Source organism: Streptomyces sp. NA02950, assembly GCF_013364155.1.
In the GTDB taxonomy this organism is placed as follows: domain Bacteria; phylum Actinomycetota; class Actinomycetes; order Streptomycetales; family Streptomycetaceae; genus Streptomyces.
This window is the reverse complement of record NZ_CP054916.1, coordinates 7,434,500-7,452,425: the sequence shown is the minus strand read 5'-3', so window position 1 is coordinate 7,452,425 and position 17,926 is coordinate 7,434,500. Positions and strand designations below refer to the sequence as shown.

General features: G+C 72.3%; 12 protein-coding genes. 4 read left to right on the top strand and 8 right to left on the bottom strand.

What is annotated here, in order from left to right:
* The first annotated feature begins 258 nt into the window (after positions 1-258).
* The gene (locus tag HUT19_RS32750; RefSeq protein ID WP_176187570.1) at positions 259-3,540 is read left to right on the top strand and encodes an amidohydrolase family protein; all 3,282 of its coding nucleotides are present in this window, start codon (positions 259-261) and stop codon (positions 3,538-3,540) included.
* A 76-nt stretch (positions 3,541-3,616) separates the two neighbouring features.
* Here HUT19_RS32750 and HUT19_RS32745 read toward each other — a convergent pair whose 3' ends face one another.
* Entirely contained in the window at positions 3,617-4,042 is a 426-nt protein-coding gene (locus HUT19_RS32745; RefSeq protein WP_176183914.1) for a VOC family protein, read from the bottom strand.
* A 99-nt stretch (positions 4,043-4,141) separates the two neighbouring features.
* On the bottom strand, positions 4,142-5,152 hold the full coding sequence (locus HUT19_RS32740; protein WP_176183913.1) for a LysR family transcriptional regulator: 1,011 nt from the start codon (positions 5,150-5,152) through the stop codon (positions 4,142-4,144).
* A 70-nt stretch (positions 5,153-5,222) separates the two neighbouring features.
* On the opposite strand from HUT19_RS32740, the gene HUT19_RS32735 reads away from it, so the two are divergent.
* On the top strand, positions 5,223-6,440 hold the full coding sequence (locus HUT19_RS32735; RefSeq protein WP_176183912.1) for a TDT family transporter: 1,218 nt from the start codon (positions 5,223-5,225) through the stop codon (positions 6,438-6,440).
* Here HUT19_RS32735 and HUT19_RS32730 read toward each other — a convergent pair.
* From HUT19_RS32730 to HUT19_RS32710, 5 genes are all read right to left on the bottom strand, one after another.
* The gene (locus HUT19_RS32730; RefSeq protein WP_176183911.1) at positions 6,365-7,102 is read right to left on the bottom strand and encodes a helical backbone metal receptor; all 738 of its coding nucleotides are present in this window, start codon (positions 7,100-7,102) and stop codon (positions 6,365-6,367) included. The two genes, HUT19_RS32735 and HUT19_RS32730, sit on opposite strands and share 76 nt — an antisense overlap.
* Before the next feature lie 108 nt (positions 7,103-7,210).
* Positions 7,211-8,050, bottom strand: a complete 840-nt coding sequence (locus HUT19_RS32725; RefSeq protein ID WP_303332259.1) for an aldo/keto reductase — start codon at positions 8,048-8,050, stop codon at positions 7,211-7,213.
* A gap of 250 nt (positions 8,051-8,300) precedes the next feature.
* Positions 8,301-9,911: a TROVE domain-containing protein gene (locus HUT19_RS32720; RefSeq protein ID WP_176183909.1), complete on the bottom strand. Its 1,611-nt coding sequence runs from the start codon at positions 9,909-9,911 to the stop codon at positions 8,301-8,303.
* A gap of 428 nt (positions 9,912-10,339) precedes the next feature.
* Entirely contained in the window at positions 10,340-12,961 is a 2,622-nt protein-coding gene (locus HUT19_RS32715; protein ID WP_176183908.1) for an ABC transporter permease/substrate binding protein, read from the bottom strand.
* Positions 12,954-14,102, bottom strand: a complete 1,149-nt coding sequence (locus HUT19_RS32710) for a glycine betaine/L-proline ABC transporter ATP-binding protein (protein ID WP_176183907.1) — start codon at positions 14,100-14,102, stop codon at positions 12,954-12,956. Before HUT19_RS32710 ends, HUT19_RS32715 begins: the two co-directional genes overlap by 8 nt.
* 189 nt (positions 14,103-14,291) lie before the next feature.
* Here HUT19_RS32710 and HUT19_RS32705 point away from each other — a divergent pair, with 189 nt between their 5' ends.
* Entirely contained in the window at positions 14,292-15,248 is a 957-nt protein-coding gene (locus HUT19_RS32705) for a 5'-3' exonuclease (RefSeq protein WP_176183906.1), read from the top strand.
* Positions 15,249-15,296: 48 nt separating this feature from the next.
* Positions 15,297-16,166: a siderophore-interacting protein gene (locus HUT19_RS32700; protein ID WP_176183905.1), complete on the top strand. Its 870-nt coding sequence runs from the start codon at positions 15,297-15,299 to the stop codon at positions 16,164-16,166.
* A gap of 100 nt (positions 16,167-16,266) precedes the next feature.
* Here the strand turns inward: HUT19_RS32700 and HUT19_RS32695 are convergent, their stop codons facing one another.
* Positions 16,267-17,481, bottom strand: a complete 1,215-nt coding sequence (locus HUT19_RS32695) for an IS30 family transposase (RefSeq protein ID WP_254885897.1) — start codon at positions 17,479-17,481, stop codon at positions 16,267-16,269.
* Positions 17,482-17,926: the final 445 nt, after the last annotated feature.

Here is a 17,926-nt window from a genome sequence, read left to right as displayed (position 1 = left end):
ACGCTCAAGCCAAGGCTGTTGGCAGCAAGGTGTTGACCACGAACCCGTGGGGTGTGCAACGATCAAGCGCTTGTCTGCCGTTTGTTAACTCCTGACCCGTGCAACCCCCGTGTTCCAGGAGGACCGTTGGACACTCCAGACGCCCCAGGCGTTGTTGACGCTCTTGCCGACCCCGGTGGTCCCGCCGACCCCGGTGGTCCCGCCGACCCCGGTGATCCCGCCGACCCCGGCCTGTCAGAATCCGCGGACGCCCCGGAGATCCCGGACGCCCCGCTCTCCCCCTTCTCCCGCCGGCGGTTCCTCCAGGCCGCCGCGGGCACCGCCACCGCCGCCGCCGTCACCGCGCTCCCCGCCGAGGCGGCCGCCGCCGTCGGGGCGCGGGCCGCCCATCAGACGCGGCGCGCCTCGCTCTCCTTCACCGCTGCCACCAACGGCGCCGCGACACTCGCGCCCTCCGGCCAACGCCTCGTCGCCGAGGTGCAGAACGTCCTGTGGTCCGTGCCCCGGGACGGCGGCGACGCCACCCCGCTCACCCCGCCCGACCTCGAACCCACCCGGCCCGTCTTCTCCCCCGACGGCAAGCTGCTGGCCGTGTGCGCCTACAAGGGCGGCGGATTCCACATATGGACGCTGCGCCCCGACGGTACGGAGGTGCGACAGCGGACGGACGGCCCCTGGGACGACCGCGGTCCGGCCTGGTCGCCCGACGGTACCCGTATCGCCTTCGCCTCCGAGCGCGGCGGCGACCCGGTGAAGGGCAGCCCGTACCGGGTGTGGGTGCTGGACCTGGCCGGCGGCGAACTCACCCGGCTCACCGGGCTGCCCGGTCAGGAGGGCCCGCTCCAGGACGGCGCCTGGGAGGACTTCGACCCGACGTGGTCCGCGGACGGCGAACGGGTGCTGTTCGTCCGCGGGGTGCCCGGCGGGGTGCCCGTGGGAAGCGTTCTGGACGCCCGTACGATGGCCTCCGTACGGGCCGACGGCACCGGTCCGGTGCGGGTGGAACGCACCGAGACGGCCACCGGCGTTCAGGTGATGACGCCCGCCCTCTCGTCGGGCGGGCGGCTCGCCTATCTGCGGACCACCCCCGCGCCGAACGCCTCCTGCACCCTGGTGGTGGACGGGGAGCCGGTCGCCCTGGAGGGCCAGCCGCATCCCGTACCGCCGCGCTGGGCCTCCAAGGAGGAACTGCTGCTGACCGTGGACGGGCGGTTCCAACTGGTGCGCCCCGGCGGGTCCGGAGGCTCCGGCGAGTCCGAAAGCGCGTCCGAAAGCGCGTCCGAAGGCGGGTCGAACGACTCCGGGAAGCGCGCCGCGGCCAAAGACATACCCTTCCGCGCCACCCTCCCCGTGGACCGGCCCCGCTACCGCGTCAAGTCCTACGACTTCGACGGCGGCGGCGCGCGGCCGGTGCGCGGGTTCCATCTGCCCGCGCTGTCCCCGGACGGCCGCCGGGTGGCCTTCGCCGCGCTCAACTCCCTCTGGGTCGCGGACATCTCCGGCGGCCGGGCTCCGAAGCGGGTCGTACGGGCCGCGCCCACCCGCTATCTGCTGGCGCCCACCTGGACGTCCGACGGGCGCGCGCTGGTGTTCGCCGACGACCGCGACGGGCTGCTCGCCGTGCGCCGCCGTGACCTCGGCTCCGGTGCGGAGACCGTGCTCGCCTCCGGGGGCCGGGTACATCCCGCGCTGTCCCCCGACGGCAAGCGGCTCGCCTGTGTCGACATGTCGGGAAACCTGGTCCTGCGCGATCTCGCGGCCGATACGGAGCGGGTGCTCGCCGCGCCACTGGGCGCGGGCGGGCTGCCGGGGCGGCCGAGCTGGTCCCCGGACGGCCGGTATATCGCGCTGTGCGATCGCAACCGTCTGAACCAGCGCTTCCGCGAGGGCTACAACCTGATCCGGGTCGTCGACGCGCGCAGCGGCGCGGCGAAGCTGCACGCGGTGGCGGCCCACACCTCGGTCTCGGACCGCTATGACTCCGGGCCCGTCTGGTCCCCCGACGGCCGCCATATGGCGCTCATCGCCGAGTCCGCGCTGTGGCTGCTGCCGGTGCGGCCCGACGGCACCCCCGACGGCGCGCCGCGGCGGCTGACCGACGAGGCCGCCGACCACCCGTCATGGTCCGGGGACTCACGCCGGCTGCTGTATCTGTCGGCGGGGCGGCTGCGGCTGCTGGACGTCGCGTCGGGTGCGGTCCGTACGGTGCGGGTGCCCTTGGACCGGCGGCGACCGCGCCCGGCCGACACCGTGGTGCACGCCGGGCGGTTCTGGGACGGTACGGGCGGTGGCGGCACGGTCCGCGAGGACGTGGACATCGTGGTGCGCGGCGGGCGGATCGCCGCCGTGGAGCCGCACCGCGGCGGGCGGGTGGCCAAGCGCCGGGTCGACGCCTCGTCCCGCACCGTGCTGCCGGGCCTCTGGGACGCGCACACCCACCCCTGGCAGTACACCTATGGCGGCCGGCAGACCGCGCTCCAGCTCGCCTACGGCATCACCACGGCGGTCTCCCTCGGCGGCTTCGCGTACGAGCAGGCGCGGCTGCGGGAGGCGGTGGCGGCGGGCGCCCTGGCCGGGCCGCGGCTGCTGGCCACCGGTGAGCTGCTGGACGGGCCGCGGGTGGCGTACAGCATGGGCCGGGCGCATCGCACCCGGGACGGGCTGCGCCGCTCGCTGGAGCGCGCTGCCGCGCTCGACTGGGACTTCGTCAAGACGTATGTCAGGGCGCCGGGTTGGGTGATGGAGGAGGCCGCGCGGTTCGCGCACGAGCGGCTCGGGGTGCGCACCGGAAGCCATCTGTGCACCCCCGGTATCCAGCTCGGCCAGGATCTGACGACCCATCTCCAGGCCACTCAGCGGCTGGAGTACGGGCATGCTACGACGGCGACCGGGCGGGCGTACCAGGATCTGACCGAGGTCTACACGGCGACGTCGGACTTCCGGCTCATCGCCACCCCGTTCACGGCCTCGCCGCTGGTCGGCGCGGATCCCTCGCTGGCGCGGGACGAACGGGTGACCCGGCTGATGCCGCCCTGGGACACCGCGCTGGTCCGGCAGCTCGCCGGGACACCGCCGACCGACGCCCAACTCGCCACCCTGCGCACGGAGATCGGTGTCTACCGCGGGATCCTGGAGGCGGGCGGGGTGGTCGCGCTGGGTACGGACCAGCCGCTGGTGCCGGTGGGGCTCCATCTGCACCTGGCGCTGCGGGCGCTGCACCGGTACGGGCTCTCGCCCGCGGAGGCGCTGCGGACGGCGACCGTGCTGCCCGCGCGGACGTTCGGCGCCGAACGCGATCTGGGCACCCTGGAGGTCGGGAAGCTGGCGGACCTGACGGTCGTGGACGGCGATCCCTTCACCGACTTCGACTCCCTGGTGCGGACCGTGGCGGTGCTGCGCGGTGGGATTCCGTTCCAGAGCCGGGAGCTGGTCGAGTCCTTCCCGGCGCCCGCGCGGACGCTGCGCGGCGAGGCGGCCGACCGCTGGCTGGAGGTGGGACGGCAGCTGCGCCGCGACACCTGCTGCGAGCTGCACGGCTGAACGGCTGAACGGGGATCTTGAGCGGCGCCGGGTTCTTCGGGCCCGGCGCCGCTCCACTCGGCACACCTGCCGTCGATCAGAACACCGGCTGGCCGATGCCCATCAGGTTTCCCTCGCTGTCCCGGAACCACACGGCGCGTTCCCCCCGGGCGCCCTTGCTCGGGTAGTTCCCCTCGATATCGGCGATCCCGCCCTTCGTACGGAACCCGGGCGCGTCCACCTCCTCGAACACCACACCGCGCCCGCTGAGCTCGGCCACGGCCGCCTCGATGTCCTCGACCTCCCAGCCCATCTGGGTGAAGGTGCCGGGTGAGGCCCCCGTCGACTGGAACACCGCGAAGTCCACGCCGCCGCAGCGGTACAGCAGCCCGCCGGGACGTTCGTCGACGGGCTCCAGGCCGAGCTTCTCGGCGTAGAAGCGCCGCGCCCGCTCCAGGTCCTGGGCCGGAAGCCGGGTCGCCACGCGGCCCCGGGCCAGAGCGCCGCTGTCGTCTGCGTTCATTCCTCCACTGTGCCCGTGGCGGGCCCGCCCGGCCCGCCGCCGTTCAGCCATTCGGCCGTGCGGCTCACGTCGGCTCCGCTCAGCTCCCTTCGGCGCCGTTCAGCGGCTCGCACCCGTCGGCCGGGTCAGCCCCAGGAGGTCGCGGGCCGGGCCGGTGGGGCGGTGTCCGGCGGGCCACACCGCGCGCAGGTCGCGACGCAGCCGTACGTCCGCCACGGCGACCTCCACCAGCCGCCGGGCCGCCAGCTCCTCGTGCACGGCCAGCCGGCTGAGCACGGCGGGGCCGGCGCCGCTCACCGCCGCCGCCTTGACCGCCGTGGTGGAGGCGAGCTCCAGCAGCGGGGCCGCCAGACCGCCGTGGTCCGCGAGGGCCGCGTCCAGGACCTGCCGGGTGCCGGAGCCGCGCTCACGCAGGACGAGCGGGGTGGCGGCGAGTTCGGCGGGGCTGACCGGGGCGCGGCGGCGTGCCCAGGGGTGGGCCGGGGCGGTGACGACGGCGAGGCGGTCGTGGCCGATGACCACGCCGTCCAGCCCGCCGGGCACATCGAGGCCCTCGACGAAGCCGATGTCCGCCTCCTCGCCCAGCAGCCGTCCGGCGACCGCCGCCGTGTTCCCGGCGAGCAGGGAGACGGCGGTGTCCGGGCGCAGGGTGCGCAGCGCTATCAGCCAGCCGGGCAGCAGGTATTCGGCGATGGTCATGCTGGAGGCCACCCGCAGCCGGGAGTCACGGCGGTCGCGCAGGGCGTGGACGCCCGCGTCGAAGGCCTCGGCGGCCTCCACCACCCGCCGCGCCCAGTCGGTGACCAGCGCCCCGGCCTCGGTGAGCCGGGATCCGCGCGGTGAGCGGTCGACGAGGGCGACGCCCAACTGCCGTTCCATGGCCCGGATCCGGCTGCTGGCGGCGGGCTGGGTGATGCCGAGCTCGCGGGCGGCGCGGCCGAGGCTGCCCAGGCGGGCGACGGCGAGCAGCAGCTCCAGCGCGCCGAGGTCGGGGACGCGGTGGGATACCGGCGCGGCCTCCGCCGCCTCGCCGCCGTGCCCCGTGGGAGCCGCCGCGCCGCCGTTTTGTCCCGTGGCGGGCGCCGCGTCGCCGTTCCGTCCCTCGCCCATAAGTTCAGTTTATGCCCTCATAGGAAGGCGGTGTCTGGTGGCGGCGGGCGGGGCGCGCGAGGCTGCGGGCATGGTCACTCTCGCGCCTGCCCGCCCCCTCCCCGCCGCCGTGGCCGAACCGCCCCGGGCATCCGTACGCCACCTGGGTCCCAACTGGTACGCCACGGTGATGGGCACCGCGATCGTGGCCGGTGCGGGCGCCGGTCTGCCGGTGGGTGTTCCGTGGCTGCGGGACGTCTGCCGCCCGGTGTGGGCGCTGTCGGTGCTGATGCTGGCCGCCGTGCTGGTGGCCCGTACGGTGCACTGGGCCCGCCATCGCGACCGGGCCCGCGCCCATCTGCTCGACCCGGCGGTCGCGCCCTTCTACGGCTGTCTGGCGATGGCGCTGCTCGCGGTCGGCGGCGGGACGCTGACGGTGGGGTCGGATGTCATCGGCGTCACCGCGTCGGTCGCGCTGGACGCGGTGCTGTGGACGGCCGGAACGCTGCTGGGCCTGGTGGTCGCGGCCGGGATTCCGTGCCTGATGGTGACCCGGCACCGGATCGGCCCCGCGGACGCCTCCCCGGTGTGGCTGCTGCCCGTGGTGGCGCCGATGGTGTCGGCGGCGCTCGGCCCGCCCCTGGTGCCGCATCTGCCCGCCGGGCAGTGGCGGGAGGCCATGCTGGTGGTGAGCGGTGCGCTGATGGGCGCGAGTCTGCTGGCGACGCTGCTGATGCTGCCGCTGGTGTTCGCCCGCCTCCTTTGCCACGGACCGCTTCCCGCGGCGCAGACGCCCGCGCTCTTCCTCGTCCTGGGGCCGCTCGGCCAGTCCACGACGGCCGCGGGCGCACTGGCCGACGCCCTGCGGTCCGCGGGGTACAGCGGGGCCCCGGAGGTAGCCGCGCGGTTCGCCTCGGTGGCGTACGGCGTGCCGGTGATGGGGTTCGCGCTGCTGTGGCTGGCGCTGGCCGGGGCGCTGGTGGTGCGGGCCGTACGGCGCGGAATGCCGTTCGCGATGACGTGGTGGGGGTTCACCTTCCCGGTCGGCACCTGTGTCACGGGGGCGGCAGCGCTGTCCCGCCACACCGGGCTGCACGCGTTCGGCTGGCTGTCGGTGGGGCTGTACGGCTTTCTGGTGGCGGCGTGGGCGGTGGTCTGGACGCGTACGGCGGTCGGGGTGGCGCGCGGCACCCTGCTCGCGCCTCCGCCGCCTTCGCTTCCGCCGTCCGGGCCTCAGGACGCCGACGCCAGGGCCGCGTTGAGCACCGCGGGCGCCTCCGCCAACGAAGGCCCGTACCAGGTGAGATGACGGCCGCTGACCAGGGCCGCGGGCAGGCCGGGGAACGCCTCCGGCCCGTCCTCGGCCGTGAAGCGGTACGGCTCGTCCGGCAGCACCACCAGATCCGCGCCCCGCGCCGTCAACTCGTCGACGGGAACGCGGGGATAGCGCTCGTCGTGTCCGCTGTAGAGGTGCCGCACTCCCAGCCGGGCGAGGACGTCCCCGGCGAAGGTGTCCCGGCCCAGCACCATCCACGGCCGCCGCCACACCGGGACGACCGCGCGCCGCTCCGGCCCGGTGGGCCGTACGTCCGCCCAGGCCGCCTCGGCCTCGTCCAGCCAGCCGGGGCGCGGCAGTCCGCAGCCGCGCACCAGGACCCGGTCCAGTTCGCCGAACGCCTGGTCCAGGGTGCGTACTTCGGTGACCATCACCTCCAGACCGGCGGCACGCAGCGCGTCGAGGTCGGGGGCGCGGTTCTCCTCCTCGTTGGCGATGACCAGATCGGGTGCGAGGGCGGCGATCCGGTCGGTGTCGGGGTTCTTGGTGCCACCGATCCGCTCCGCGCCGAGGCCGGGCGGATGGGCGCACCAGTCGGTCACCCCGGCCAGCAGCTCCGGGGCGGTGGCGGCGACCGCCTCGGTGAGCGAGGGCACGAGGGACACCACACGCCGTACGGGGGTGCGAGGGCTCATCGCTCCACCGTACGGCGCGCTCGAACCGAGAGCAGCCGATGCCGCTCCGGCCCTCGGATGACCGCAAGCAGGGGCACCGGCTCCGGTCAGGACCGACGAGACGGAGCCCTATGCCGACTCGGTCAGCCGGTCGAGGCGGTCGCGTTGGGCCCGGGTCAGGCGGAGGCGTTCCGCCGCGAGGTTCTCCTCCAGGTGGTCGATCCGGGCGGTGCCCGGGATCGGGAGGATGACCGGTGAGCGGGCGAGGAGCCAGGCGAGCGCGACCTGCGCAGGGGTGGCGTCGGCCTCGGCCGCCACGGCGGCGACCTCGGCATTCGCCCCCGACTCCCCCCAGGCGACAGGACGCCACGGCAGGAACGCGATTCCCGCCGCTTCGCAGGCCGCGAGTACCGGCTCGTGCTCGCGGTCGAGCAGGTTGTAGCGGTTCTGCACGCTCGCGACGTCGACGATCTCCCGCGCCCGGTCGAGTTCGTCGACGGTGACCTCGGACAGCCCGATCCGGCCGATCTTGCCCTCGGTCCGCAGGTCCCGCAGGGTGCCCAGCTGGTCGGCGAGCGGTGTCTCCGGATCGATACGGTGCAGCTGAAGCAGCTCGATCCGCTCGATGCGCAGTCGGCGCAGAGCCTGCTCGACCTGATCGCGCAGAACAGCCGGCCGCCCGTCGAGCCTCCACTCGCCCGAAGGCCCCGATCGGGCGATGCCGACCTTGGTGGTGAGCAGCAGCTCATCGGGGTAGGGGTGCAGAGCCTCGGCCAGGAGTTCCTCGTTGGCTCCCCCGCCGTACAAATGCGCGGTGTCGATCAGGGTGATGCCCAGCTCGACGGCCCGCCGGGCGACCGCGAGAGAGGTCTCACGGGCCGGGCCCGGCTCCGTCGGCAAGCGCATGGCCCCGAACCCGAGGCGCCGTACGGTCAGATCCCCGCCGATACACAACGCAGTCGATGTCACGTGCTGTCTTCTCCCCCTCGCTGAGGCGCCAACGGTAACAGCGCCCCGGGTGGCCACACCCAAGGGCTGTGCCGTCATCCCCAGTGGATCAGCGAGCGGCGCCGGATGCGGTCAATCGCAAGGCGGAGGGCCGTCCTCGTACCGGGCGTACTCGGGCGATCCCGACAACGCGGCAGGGGCACCTCCCGGGCGAAGCCTGGGGGCGGCCGTAGCCGGCGTCGGGAGCCCGCTGGGGATGACGGGACAGCCCTCAGGCCGCCGCGGGCCTCCGCTCCTCCCACGGCCAGACCGGCCGGCCGGCGCCACCGCCCTGCTCCGACAGCAGTCCCACCATGGTGAACAGCTTGTCGCTGAAGCCGCCGATCTCGTACCGGCCGGGCCGCCGGGTGTCGATGGAGGAGGCCGCGTACCCGGTGGTGTCGACGCCGAACACCGGCACCCGCGCGGGGACGGCCTCCGAGGCCGGGACGGAGGGGCCGTCGGCGGCGAACGGGAACGTCTGCATGTCCGAGATGACGACCACCCGGTCGTGGTCGCGGTAGGTGTTCCGCAGCGCCGCGGCGAGTTCGGTGCCGTGGCCCACCTCGCCGACGCGCGCGCAGAACTCCTCGATCCCGCGCAGCGCCGAACCGCCCGTGGCCGGCCGGTGGGTGAAGTGCCCCGAGGCGAAGCCCACCAGGTCCACCTGGCAGCCGCGGTGGGCCAGCGCCACCCCGAACAGCGCGCCGACGTCCACGTGGCGCACCTGGGAGCGGCCGGAGACCGTGCTCAGCATCGAGGCCGAGGTGTCCACGAGCACCAGGGTGCGGCCGGGCAGCTTCGGCACGGACGTCGTGGCGGCCGTCAGCGCCTTGTCCAGCGCGTGGCCCCAGCGCAGCGACGGCGCGGCCCGGTAGGCGGACAGGAAGCGGTACGGGAACTGGCGGGAGCGGGCGACCTCGGCGGGGTCGGCCAGCCGGGCGGCGACCCGCTCGGCGACCTCGTCCGGCAGCCCGGTCCCGCCCGCCTGGTCGAAGTTGCGCAGGTTCCGCAGCAGCGCCATGTAGCCCATGGACGGCAGCACCGCCTGCCAGGCCACCGCGTCCATCGGCCCCTGGAGCCAGCCCGCCAGCGCCTCCCAGGTCATCCCCGCGGCGGCCAGCGCCTCGGCGGCGTCCGGCCGCTCCAGCACCGCGCGGCGCTCCCACTGCGGCAGCGCCATCAGCCGGGCGCGGGCGCGCAGCATGCGCAGCGAGACCGGCGGCGCCGCCGCGTCCTTCTGGTGGCGGCGGTCGACGGCGTGCCGGAAGAGCTCGCCCTGCCACGGCTTGTCCGGGTCCGGGGCGGCGTGCACCAGCTCCAGGACATCCGCGAAGCGGAAGCCGTGGCTCGCGGTGTCGTACTTCAGCAGGGCGCGCTCGGTGTAGAGGCGGCGGGCGGCGTCGGCCAGACCGCGCTTGACGGGCTTGGGCACGGCACGGCCGAAGGTGGCCGTCCAGTAGGCGAGCAGTTCGCCGGGCTCGTCGGCGCGCAGACACGCGGCGTCCACGAGGCGGCGGCTGTCGCCGTGCAGCCCGGCCTCCAGGCGCGCCTTGACGGCCTCGGCGGCGGCGACGAGCGAGGCGCTGCGCAGCTGGGCCTCGGCGCGCAGCCAGGTGATGAAGCGGGCCGTCCAGTCGGCGTCCTCGACGGCGACGGCGCGGACCAGACCGCGGAAGCGGTTGTCGCGGTCGTCGGAGGACTCGTAGAAGGTCTGCTCACCGACCATGTTGACCACGGCGAGCAGCACCAGTTCGGACTTGGTGTCGCGCGTGACGGCGGCGCCGCCCTCGGAGGTGGTCGCCGTGGCGGTGCGCCGCGCGGCGCGGTTGAACTTGCTCATGCTTCTCCCCCGAGTGAGCACAGGAGGAGACCGCGCACGGACTCGGCGGCGGCGCCCGGGATCGAGGTGGCGGCGGTGTTTTCGCGGAAGGGAAGTAACCGCTGCCCGCGCACCGGGCGCCGGCGCAGGTGTGCGCGCGTCTCCCGAGATCAGAGGCGACGACGGAGTTTCCCACTCCGCGCGGGGCGGAGTGTTTCAGGAATCGAACCCAAATCGACCGAAGTAACCGTCGTCTTCGCACCGGGAGGTGCGTTCACGGGTACGACCCTAGGGCCGCTTCCCCGGGGCCGTCATCCGAATTTCCCACCGCCCCCGGGCCACTTCGCACCCGCCGAGCGGACGGCAGCGGCCGGTACGCCGCCGCCGCGGCCCGGAGCGGGGAAGCTCCGGACCGCGGCGGCGGGCGGTCGTGGCGGTGACGCGGTGGGTCAGGAAGTCACCGGCGCCATCTGGTCCACGATGCCGGGGTGGGCGTCCATCCACTTCTGGACACCCTTCTCCTCGTTGCCCTTGCCCGCGTCCTGCACGGCCGCCTCAAGGCTCGCCAGCTCCTTCTCGCTCATGTGCCACTTCTTCAGCCACCCGTTGAACTCCGGGTACTTCTGCGGGAAGGACTTGTTGGCGAGGGTGTGCAGCTGGTTGTTGGCCCCGAACGCCTTCTTCGGGTCCGCCAGCTTGGTGAGCTTGTACTTGTCGTACGCCCAGTGCGGGGACCACAGGACGACGGCCACCGGCTCCTTCTTGGCGTACGAGCGCTGGAGCTGCGCCAGCATCGCCGGGGAGGAGCCGCCTGTGACCTCGTACTCCTTGTCCAGGCCGTACTGCTTGAGGACCTTGCCCTTGAGCAGCTTCATCTCGCCGGTGCCCGGCTCGATGCCGACGATCCTGCCCTTGAAGAGGCCGGACTTGCCCTTGAGGTCCGCCAGGGACTTCACGTCCTTGACGTAGGAGGGCACGGCGATCTCGAGCGAGGTCTTGTCGTACCACGCCCCGACATCGACGAGATTCTTCTTGTACCGGTCCCAGTACGGCTTCTGCGCGACCGGCAGCCAGCCGTCGAATTCGACGTCGACCTGCCCGCTGCTCATACCGGTGAACATCGACCCGACGTCGTACTGATTGATCTCCGGCTTGTAGCCGCGCCGCTCCAGGACGTTCTTCCACAGATAGGTGGTGGCGATGTCCTCGTCCCACGGGAAGTAGCCGATCTTGGGCGCGGCACCGGCGTCCTTGCCCTTCTGGTCGCCGCCACCGCCGGGCACCGGAGCGAGCTTGTTGACCATGCCGGGGTTCTTCTTCAGCCAGGCGCGCACGCCCTCCTGTTCCTTGCCCTTGCCCGCGTCCTGGATCGCCGACTCCAGGCTGCCGAGCTGCTTCTCGCTCAGCTTGAAGTGCTTCATCCACTTCGCGACCTGCGGGTTCTCCTTCGAGAAGCCCTTGCGCGCGATGGCGTCGAGGTGATCGCCCTTGCCGAAGGCGCCCTTGGGGTCCTTGAGCTTGGTGAGCTTGTACTTGTCGTACGCCCAGTGGGGGGACCACAGGGTGACCGCGATCGGCTCCTTCTTGGCGTACGAGCGCTCCAGCTGGGTCAGCATCGCCGCGGTGGAGCCCTTGACCAGGGTGTAGTTCTTGAGCCCGTACTCCGGAATGACCTTGTTCTGCATCAGCTTCATCTCACCGGCGCCGGGCTCAATGCCGATGATCTTCTTCTGGAAGGTGGAGGACTTGCTCTTGAGGTCCTCGAGAGACTTCACGCCCTTGACGTACGACGGCACCGCGACCTCCAGCGAGGTCTTGTCGTACCAGGAGCCGAGCTTCTCCAGCTTGTTCTTGTACTTCGACCAGTACGCCGCGTGGGTGGCGGGCAGCCAGGCGTCGGTCTGGAGGTCGACGTTGCCCGCGGCCATACCGGTCCACAGGGCGCCGACGTCGTACGACTGCACCTTGGGCTTGAAGCCGCGCTGCTCCAGCAGCTCCTTCCACAGGAAGGTGGAGGCGATGCCCTCGTCCCAGTTGATGTAGCCGATGTTGATCGACTGGCCCTTGCCGACGTCGGCGGTGACGGTGGGACCGGCCTCGTTGCCGCCGAACATCTTCATCCCGCCGGCGACCAGGGCCAGGACCACCACGCCGACCATGGCGACCGAGGTCGCGGGCCGCCAGTGGAGCACCTTCGCACCGCGGAGTCCCTTGGCCCGCTCCTTGGCCAGCGCGCGGCGGGCGAGCGGGGAGACGCGCTGGTTGAGCGCGCTTGTCATCCGGTCCAGGTACATGGCCAGGATGACCACCGCGATGCCGCCCTCGAAGCCCATCGCCACATCGACGGAGCTGATCGCCTGGAAGACGGTGGCTCCGAGGCCCGCGGCGCCGACCATACCGGCGATGACGACCATGGACAGCGCCAGCATGATCACCTGGTTGATGCCCGCCATGATGGTGGGCAGGGCGAGCGGCAGCTGGATGCGGAGCAGGGTGCGGCGCGGATGGGTGCCGAACGCGTCGGCCGCCTCGACCAGCTCGGCATCCACCTGGCGGATGCCCAGTTCCGTCATCCGGACGCCCGGGGGCATCGAGAAGATGATGGTCGCGACGACACCGGGGACCACCCCGAGGCCGAAGAAGAAGATGCCGGGGATCAGATAGACGAAGGCGGGCATCGTCTGCATGAAGTCCAGCACCGGGCGGATCGCCGCGCTCACGGTGCGGTTGCGGGAGGCCCAGATGCCCAGCGGCACCGCGAACACGATGGTGATCACACCGGCGACCAGCACCAGCGCGAGGGTGTTCATCGCCTCGTCCCACAGCTCGATCGAATCGATGAGCGCGAAGCCCGCGAAGGCGAGGACGGCGGGCAGCAGGCCGCGCAGCCACCAGGCGAGCACCGCGAGGATGCCCGCCATCAGCAGCGGCTCGGGGGCGCTGAGCACCGAGTTCACCACGTCGTACATGCCCTGCACGACGGAGGTGATGAAGTCGAAGAGCCAGCTCAGGTTGTCGCGGAGCCAGTTGACGCCGGAATTGATCCAGTCGCCGAGCGGAATCCTAGGCACCGGAGATCACCTTCTTCACGGACGCGGGAGCGTCCGGTTCGCCGGGTGCCGGTGGGTTCGCACCGTCGGGACCGTCGTCGCCGTCGCCGAGGACGGCGAGCAGCCGGGCGCGGGAGACGACACCGACGAGCGAGCCGTCGTCGTCGGTCACGGCGACCGCCACACCGCTGCGGGAGCAGGGCGTGAACAGCTCGATGATCGGGGTGTCCGCGGTGACGGTGGCGGGGGCGGCGTCCAGTACGTCCCGCTCGGTGCGGAGCGTGGTGCCGTCATCGGTGGTGGTGCCCAGCACCTCGCCGGGCTCGGTCATGATCGCTCCGGCGGTGAGCACCCGGCTGCGGTCGACGTCCTGGATGAAGGAGGCGACGTAGTCGTTGGCCGGGGAGACCAGGATGTCCTCGGCGCTGCCGATCTGGACGATCCGGCCGTCGCGCATGACGGCGATGCGGTCACCGAGCCGCATGGCCTCGTTGAGGTCGTGGGTGATGAAGACGATCGTCTTCTTGAGCCGCCTCTGGAGCTGGAGCAGCTGGTCCTGCATATCGCGGCGGATCAGCGGGTCGAGCGCGCTGAAGGACTCGTCCATCAGCAGCAGATCGGCGTCGGTGGCCAGGGCGCGGGCGAGGCCGACGCGCTGCTGCATACCGCCGGACAGCTCGTCGGGCCAGGACCGCTCCCAGCCGCCGAGCCCCACCATCTCCAGCGCCTCGGCGGCGCGCTTGAACCGCTCCTTGCCCGGTACGCCCTGGACCTCCAGGCCGTAAGCGGCGTTCTCCAGCACACTGCGGTGCGGGAAGAGGGCGAAGTGCTGGAAGACCATGCTGATCTTGTGGGAGCGCACCTGGCGCAGATCGCGCGGGTCGAGTGCGGTCAGATCGTGGCCGTCGAAGTGCACGCGTCCCGCGGTCGGCTCCAGGAGTCCGTTGAGCATGCGCAGCAGGGTGGACTTACCAGATCCGGACAGACCCATGACGACGAATATCTGGCCCGCCTCGACGTCGAAGGAGGCGTCGACGACCGCCGCCGTCGTACCCTCCGCACGCAAGGTCTCACGGTCGGTGCCGCCCTCGAGTTTCGACACCGCCTCATCGGGTCGTCTGCCGAACACCTTGTACAGGCGTTCAGCTCGCAGCTTGGACACGTACACCTCTCAGGTAGCACCAAAAAACGACCCGCCACCCCCGCCGGCGGGTCGTGGAGCGACGCGATATCGGACCGCATGCCCCTTGCAGTAGTTGAATCGTTGAATGAATTTGTTCCGCGGGCGCGCCTGCCCCGATCCGGTCGGCGTAAACCCTGCGGTGGCCCACTTCACACTCTCCATGCGTTCATGTCCGTGGGGTACGGCATCATGCGAGGCGTGACGCGACGCCTGATGCTTCTCGATACCGCCTCTCTCTACTTCCGAGCCTATTTCGGAGTGCCGGATTCGGTCAGATCTCCGGACGGGACTCCGGTGAACGCCGTGCGCGGTCTGCTCGACTTCATCGCCCGGCTGGTGCAGGACCACCGGCCGGACGACCTGGTGGCCTGCATGGACTTCGACTGGCGGCCCGGCTGGCGGGTCGCCCTGATCCCCACCTACAAGGCGCACCGGGTGGCCGGGGAGGCCCCCGAGGGGGCCGGGGTGGACCAGGAGGAGGTGCCGGACACCCTCTCCCCGCAGGTCCCGGTGATCGACGCGGTGCTGGACGCGGTGGGCATCGCACGGGTGGGCGCCGCGGAGTACGAGGCCGACGATGTGATCGGCACGCTCGCGGGCCGGGCCACCGGACCGGTCGACATCGTCACCGGCGACCGCGATCTGTTCCAGCTGGTCGACGACGGGCGGCAGGCGCGGGTGCTCTATCCGGTCAAGGGGGTGGGCACCCTCCAGCTGGTGGACGAGGCGATGCTGCGCGAGAAGTACGGCGTGGACGGCCCGGGGTACGCGGATCTGGCGCTGCTGCGCGGCGACCCGAGCGACGGACTGCCGGGGGTGCCCGGCATCGGCGAGAAGACCGCGGCCAAGCTGCTCGCCGCCCATGGCGATCTGGCCGGGATCATGGCCGCCGTGGACGACCCGGCCTCGAAGCTGACCCCCTCGCAGCGCAAGCGGCTGGACGAGGCCCGGGCGTATGTCGCGGTGGCCCCGAAGGTGGTGCGGGTGGCCCAGGACGTGCCCCTGCCCGCCTTCGACCCCGCGCTGCCGCGGCGGCCGCGCGATCCGGGGGCGCTCGGCGCGCTGGAGGAGCGCTGGGGTTTGGGCGGATCTTTGCGTCGCCTTCTGTCCACCCTTGAGGGATGAGCTGTTAGGTTAGGTAACCCTAACTCTTGTTGATCAGGGGAGATCGCCATGGCAGACCGTCCGGCCCGCAGGAGTCCGCGACCCCACCAGGCCCATGTGGTGCGCACCGAGCAGCTCACCCCGCATATGGTGCGGGTGGTGCTGGGCGGTGACGGCCTGGCCGCGTTCTCTGCGGGCGAGTGGACCGACCACTACGTCAAGCTGCTCTTCCCGGCTCCGGGTGTCAGCTATCCCGAGCCGTTCGACATCGAGCGGATCCGGGCCGACTTCCCGCGCGACCAGTGGCCGGTGACGCGTACCTACACGGTGCGCACCTGGGACCCGGCGGCGCGCGAGCTGGCCCTCGACTTCGTGGTCCACGGCGACGAGGGGCTGGCCGGGCCCTGGGCGCGGCAGGCCGAGCCCGGCCAGGAGATCCACCTGCTGGGCCCGGGCGGTGCGTACGCGCCGAGCGCGGACGCGGACTGGCATCTGCTCGCGGGGGACGAGAGCGCGCTGCCCGCGATCGCCACCGCGCTGGAGCGGCTCGCCGGACAGCCGGGCGGACCCGGTGGCGCGGACCGCGCTCCGGTGCGCGCCTTCGTGGAGGTCGCGGGTCCGGAGGAGGAGCACAAGCTCATCCTGCCGGAGGGGGCCGACATCGTCTGGCTGCACCGGGGCGGAGCGCCGGTGGGCCAGGCGCTGGTGGAGGCCGTGCGCTCGCTGGAGTTCCCGCCGGGCCAGGTCCACGCCTTCGTCCACGGCGAGGCGGGTTTCGTGAAGGAGATCCGCCGTCATCTGCGCCTGGAGCGGCAGGTTCCGCGCGAGTGGCTGTCGATCTCCGGCTACTGGCGGCGCGGCCACAACGAGGACGGCTGGCAGGCGTCCAAGCGGGAGTGGAACCAGCAGGTGGAGGCCGAGCAGGAGGCCGCGGCGTAGCGCCCGGGGCGCGGCGCGGCACACCGCGCCGACGGAACCGTGCGATGGCCCCGGCCGGGTGGCGGTTTCTAGGGGTCGTTGCAACACGTGGTCGTGTTGATCAGGCCGCGAGCAGTTTATGCAGGCGCTCGGCTGGGGTTTCCCAGCCGAGCGTTTTGCGTGGGCGGCGGTTGAGCTGGTCGGCGACGGCGGCCAGGTGCTCGGGGCCGTGGGCGGACAGGTCGGTGCCCTTGGGGAAGTACTGACGGAGCAGTCCGTTGGTGTTCTCGTTCGAGCCGCGCTGCCAGGGGCTGGCGGGGTCGCAGAAGTAGACCGGGATGTCGGTGGCGAGGGTGAACTCGCCGTGGCGGGCCATCTCGCTGCCCTGGTCCCAGGTCAGGGACCGTTTCAGCTGGGCGGGCAGGGTCTGGACTGTGGTTGTCAGCGCTCCCAGGACGGCCTCGGCGCCGTGGTCGCCGGGCAGATGCAGGAGCATGGCGTAGCGGGTCGCGCGTTCCACCAGGGTGCCGATCGCGGACTTCCCGTCCTTGCCGATGATCAGGTCGCCTTCCCAGTGGCCGGGCAGGGCCCGGTCCTCGGCCTCGGCGGGCCGTTCGCTGATCATCACCATCGGGGTGGTGAACCGCGGCTGGCGGCAGTTGGCCTGCTTCTGCGGCTTGCGGCGGGCCCGCCCCGAGCGCAGGGTGCCGGCGAGCTCGCGCCGTAGCCGGCCTCTGCCCTGGACGTAAAGGGCCTGGTAGACGGTCTCGTGGACCACGTGCATCTCCGGCCGGTCGGGGAACTGTGCCCGCAGAGCGTGGCATACCTGCTCCGGGCTCCACTTCTCGTCCAGCATCGCCTGGACGGCGGCCCGCAGCTCGGGGTTCTCGCTGATCTTCCGGCGCTTGGGGCGGGGCCGGCGGGCATCCGCGCGGGCCTGGGCCGCGTAGGGCCGGTACTGACCGCTGCCCGGGTGCCGGTTGCGGCGGATCTCCCGGCTGATCGTGGACGGACTGCGGCCCAGCTCGGCCGCGATCGCCCGGACCGTCGCCTTCTCACGCAGCCGGTCGGCGATGTGGATCCGGTCGGCCTCGCACAGGTACCGCGACGGCGCAGAAGGCGGCCCCACCGAGTTGATCGGTGGGGCCGCCTTGTTGCTGCCGGACGCGCCGCGTCCGTAGCGCCAGCGTTTCCCGGTCCGCCGGTTGATCCCGACAATCCGGCACGCTTCCGTGTTGCTCACGCCCTGCTGCATGAGCCGGAAGTATGCCTCCCGCTCACGAGTGAGCTTCCTGGGTCCCTGCGGCTGCCGGTCCTCACGGATCTCGAAGTCCATGCCACCCCTTGAGCTGGGGTGTTGCAACGACTCCTAGAACCCAAGGGTGAGGACACCCGGCCGGGGCCATCGGCGTGTACGGCAGCACCCGGCGCTCTGCGGCTGTTGGCTGGGGCACGGGGGCGGGGCGTACTCCCGCGCGCAAAAGATGTGTCGGCTTTAAAGCATATTTTCTGCTGAGTGATGAGATGCCCCCGATTGCACCTGTTGCACCTATCACCCGATTGCTTTAATCAACTCAGCGAGATCGGCACGCAGCACCTGGTTCCCGGGCCGGCCGGTTGCGCCGGCGCGACGCAGGCCGCGACGGTCCCGAGCGTGCTCGCTCCTCATCGCTTCTGAACCCCCGTCATCCCCTCGCACCCGCGCCCAGATGCCTGGCGCGGCCGTGGACCGCGCATGCCGGCGGCCCACTCACCCCTACCGCCCGGACGACCCGGGCCCC

Coding starts and splice junctions, on each gene's coding strand:
- HUT19_RS32745 (WP_176183914.1), bottom strand. CDS start 4,042: ATGAACGCAGACGACAGCGGCGCTCTGGCCCGGGGCCGCGTGGCGACC.
- HUT19_RS32740 (WP_176183913.1), bottom strand. CDS start 5,152: ATGGGCGAGGGACGGAACGGCGACGCGGCGCCCGCCACGGGACAAAAC.
- HUT19_RS32735 (WP_176183912.1), top strand. CDS start 5,223: ATGGTCACTCTCGCGCCTGCCCGCCCCCTCCCCGCCGCCGTGGCCGAA.
- HUT19_RS32730 (WP_176183911.1), bottom strand. CDS start 7,102: ATGAGCCCTCGCACCCCCGTACGGCGTGTGGTGTCCCTCGTGCCCTCG.
- HUT19_RS32720 (WP_176183909.1), bottom strand. CDS start 9,911: ATGAGCAAGTTCAACCGCGCCGCGCGGCGCACCGCCACGGCGACCACC.
- HUT19_RS32705 (WP_176183906.1), top strand. CDS start 14,292: ATGTCCGTGGGGTACGGCATCATGCGAGGCGTGACGCGACGCCTGATG.
- HUT19_RS32700 (WP_176183905.1), top strand. CDS start 15,297: ATGGCAGACCGTCCGGCCCGCAGGAGTCCGCGACCCCACCAGGCCCAT.
- HUT19_RS32695 (WP_254885897.1), bottom strand. CDS start 17,481: ATGGACTTCGAGATCCGTGAGGACCGGCAGCCGCAGGGACCCAGGAAG.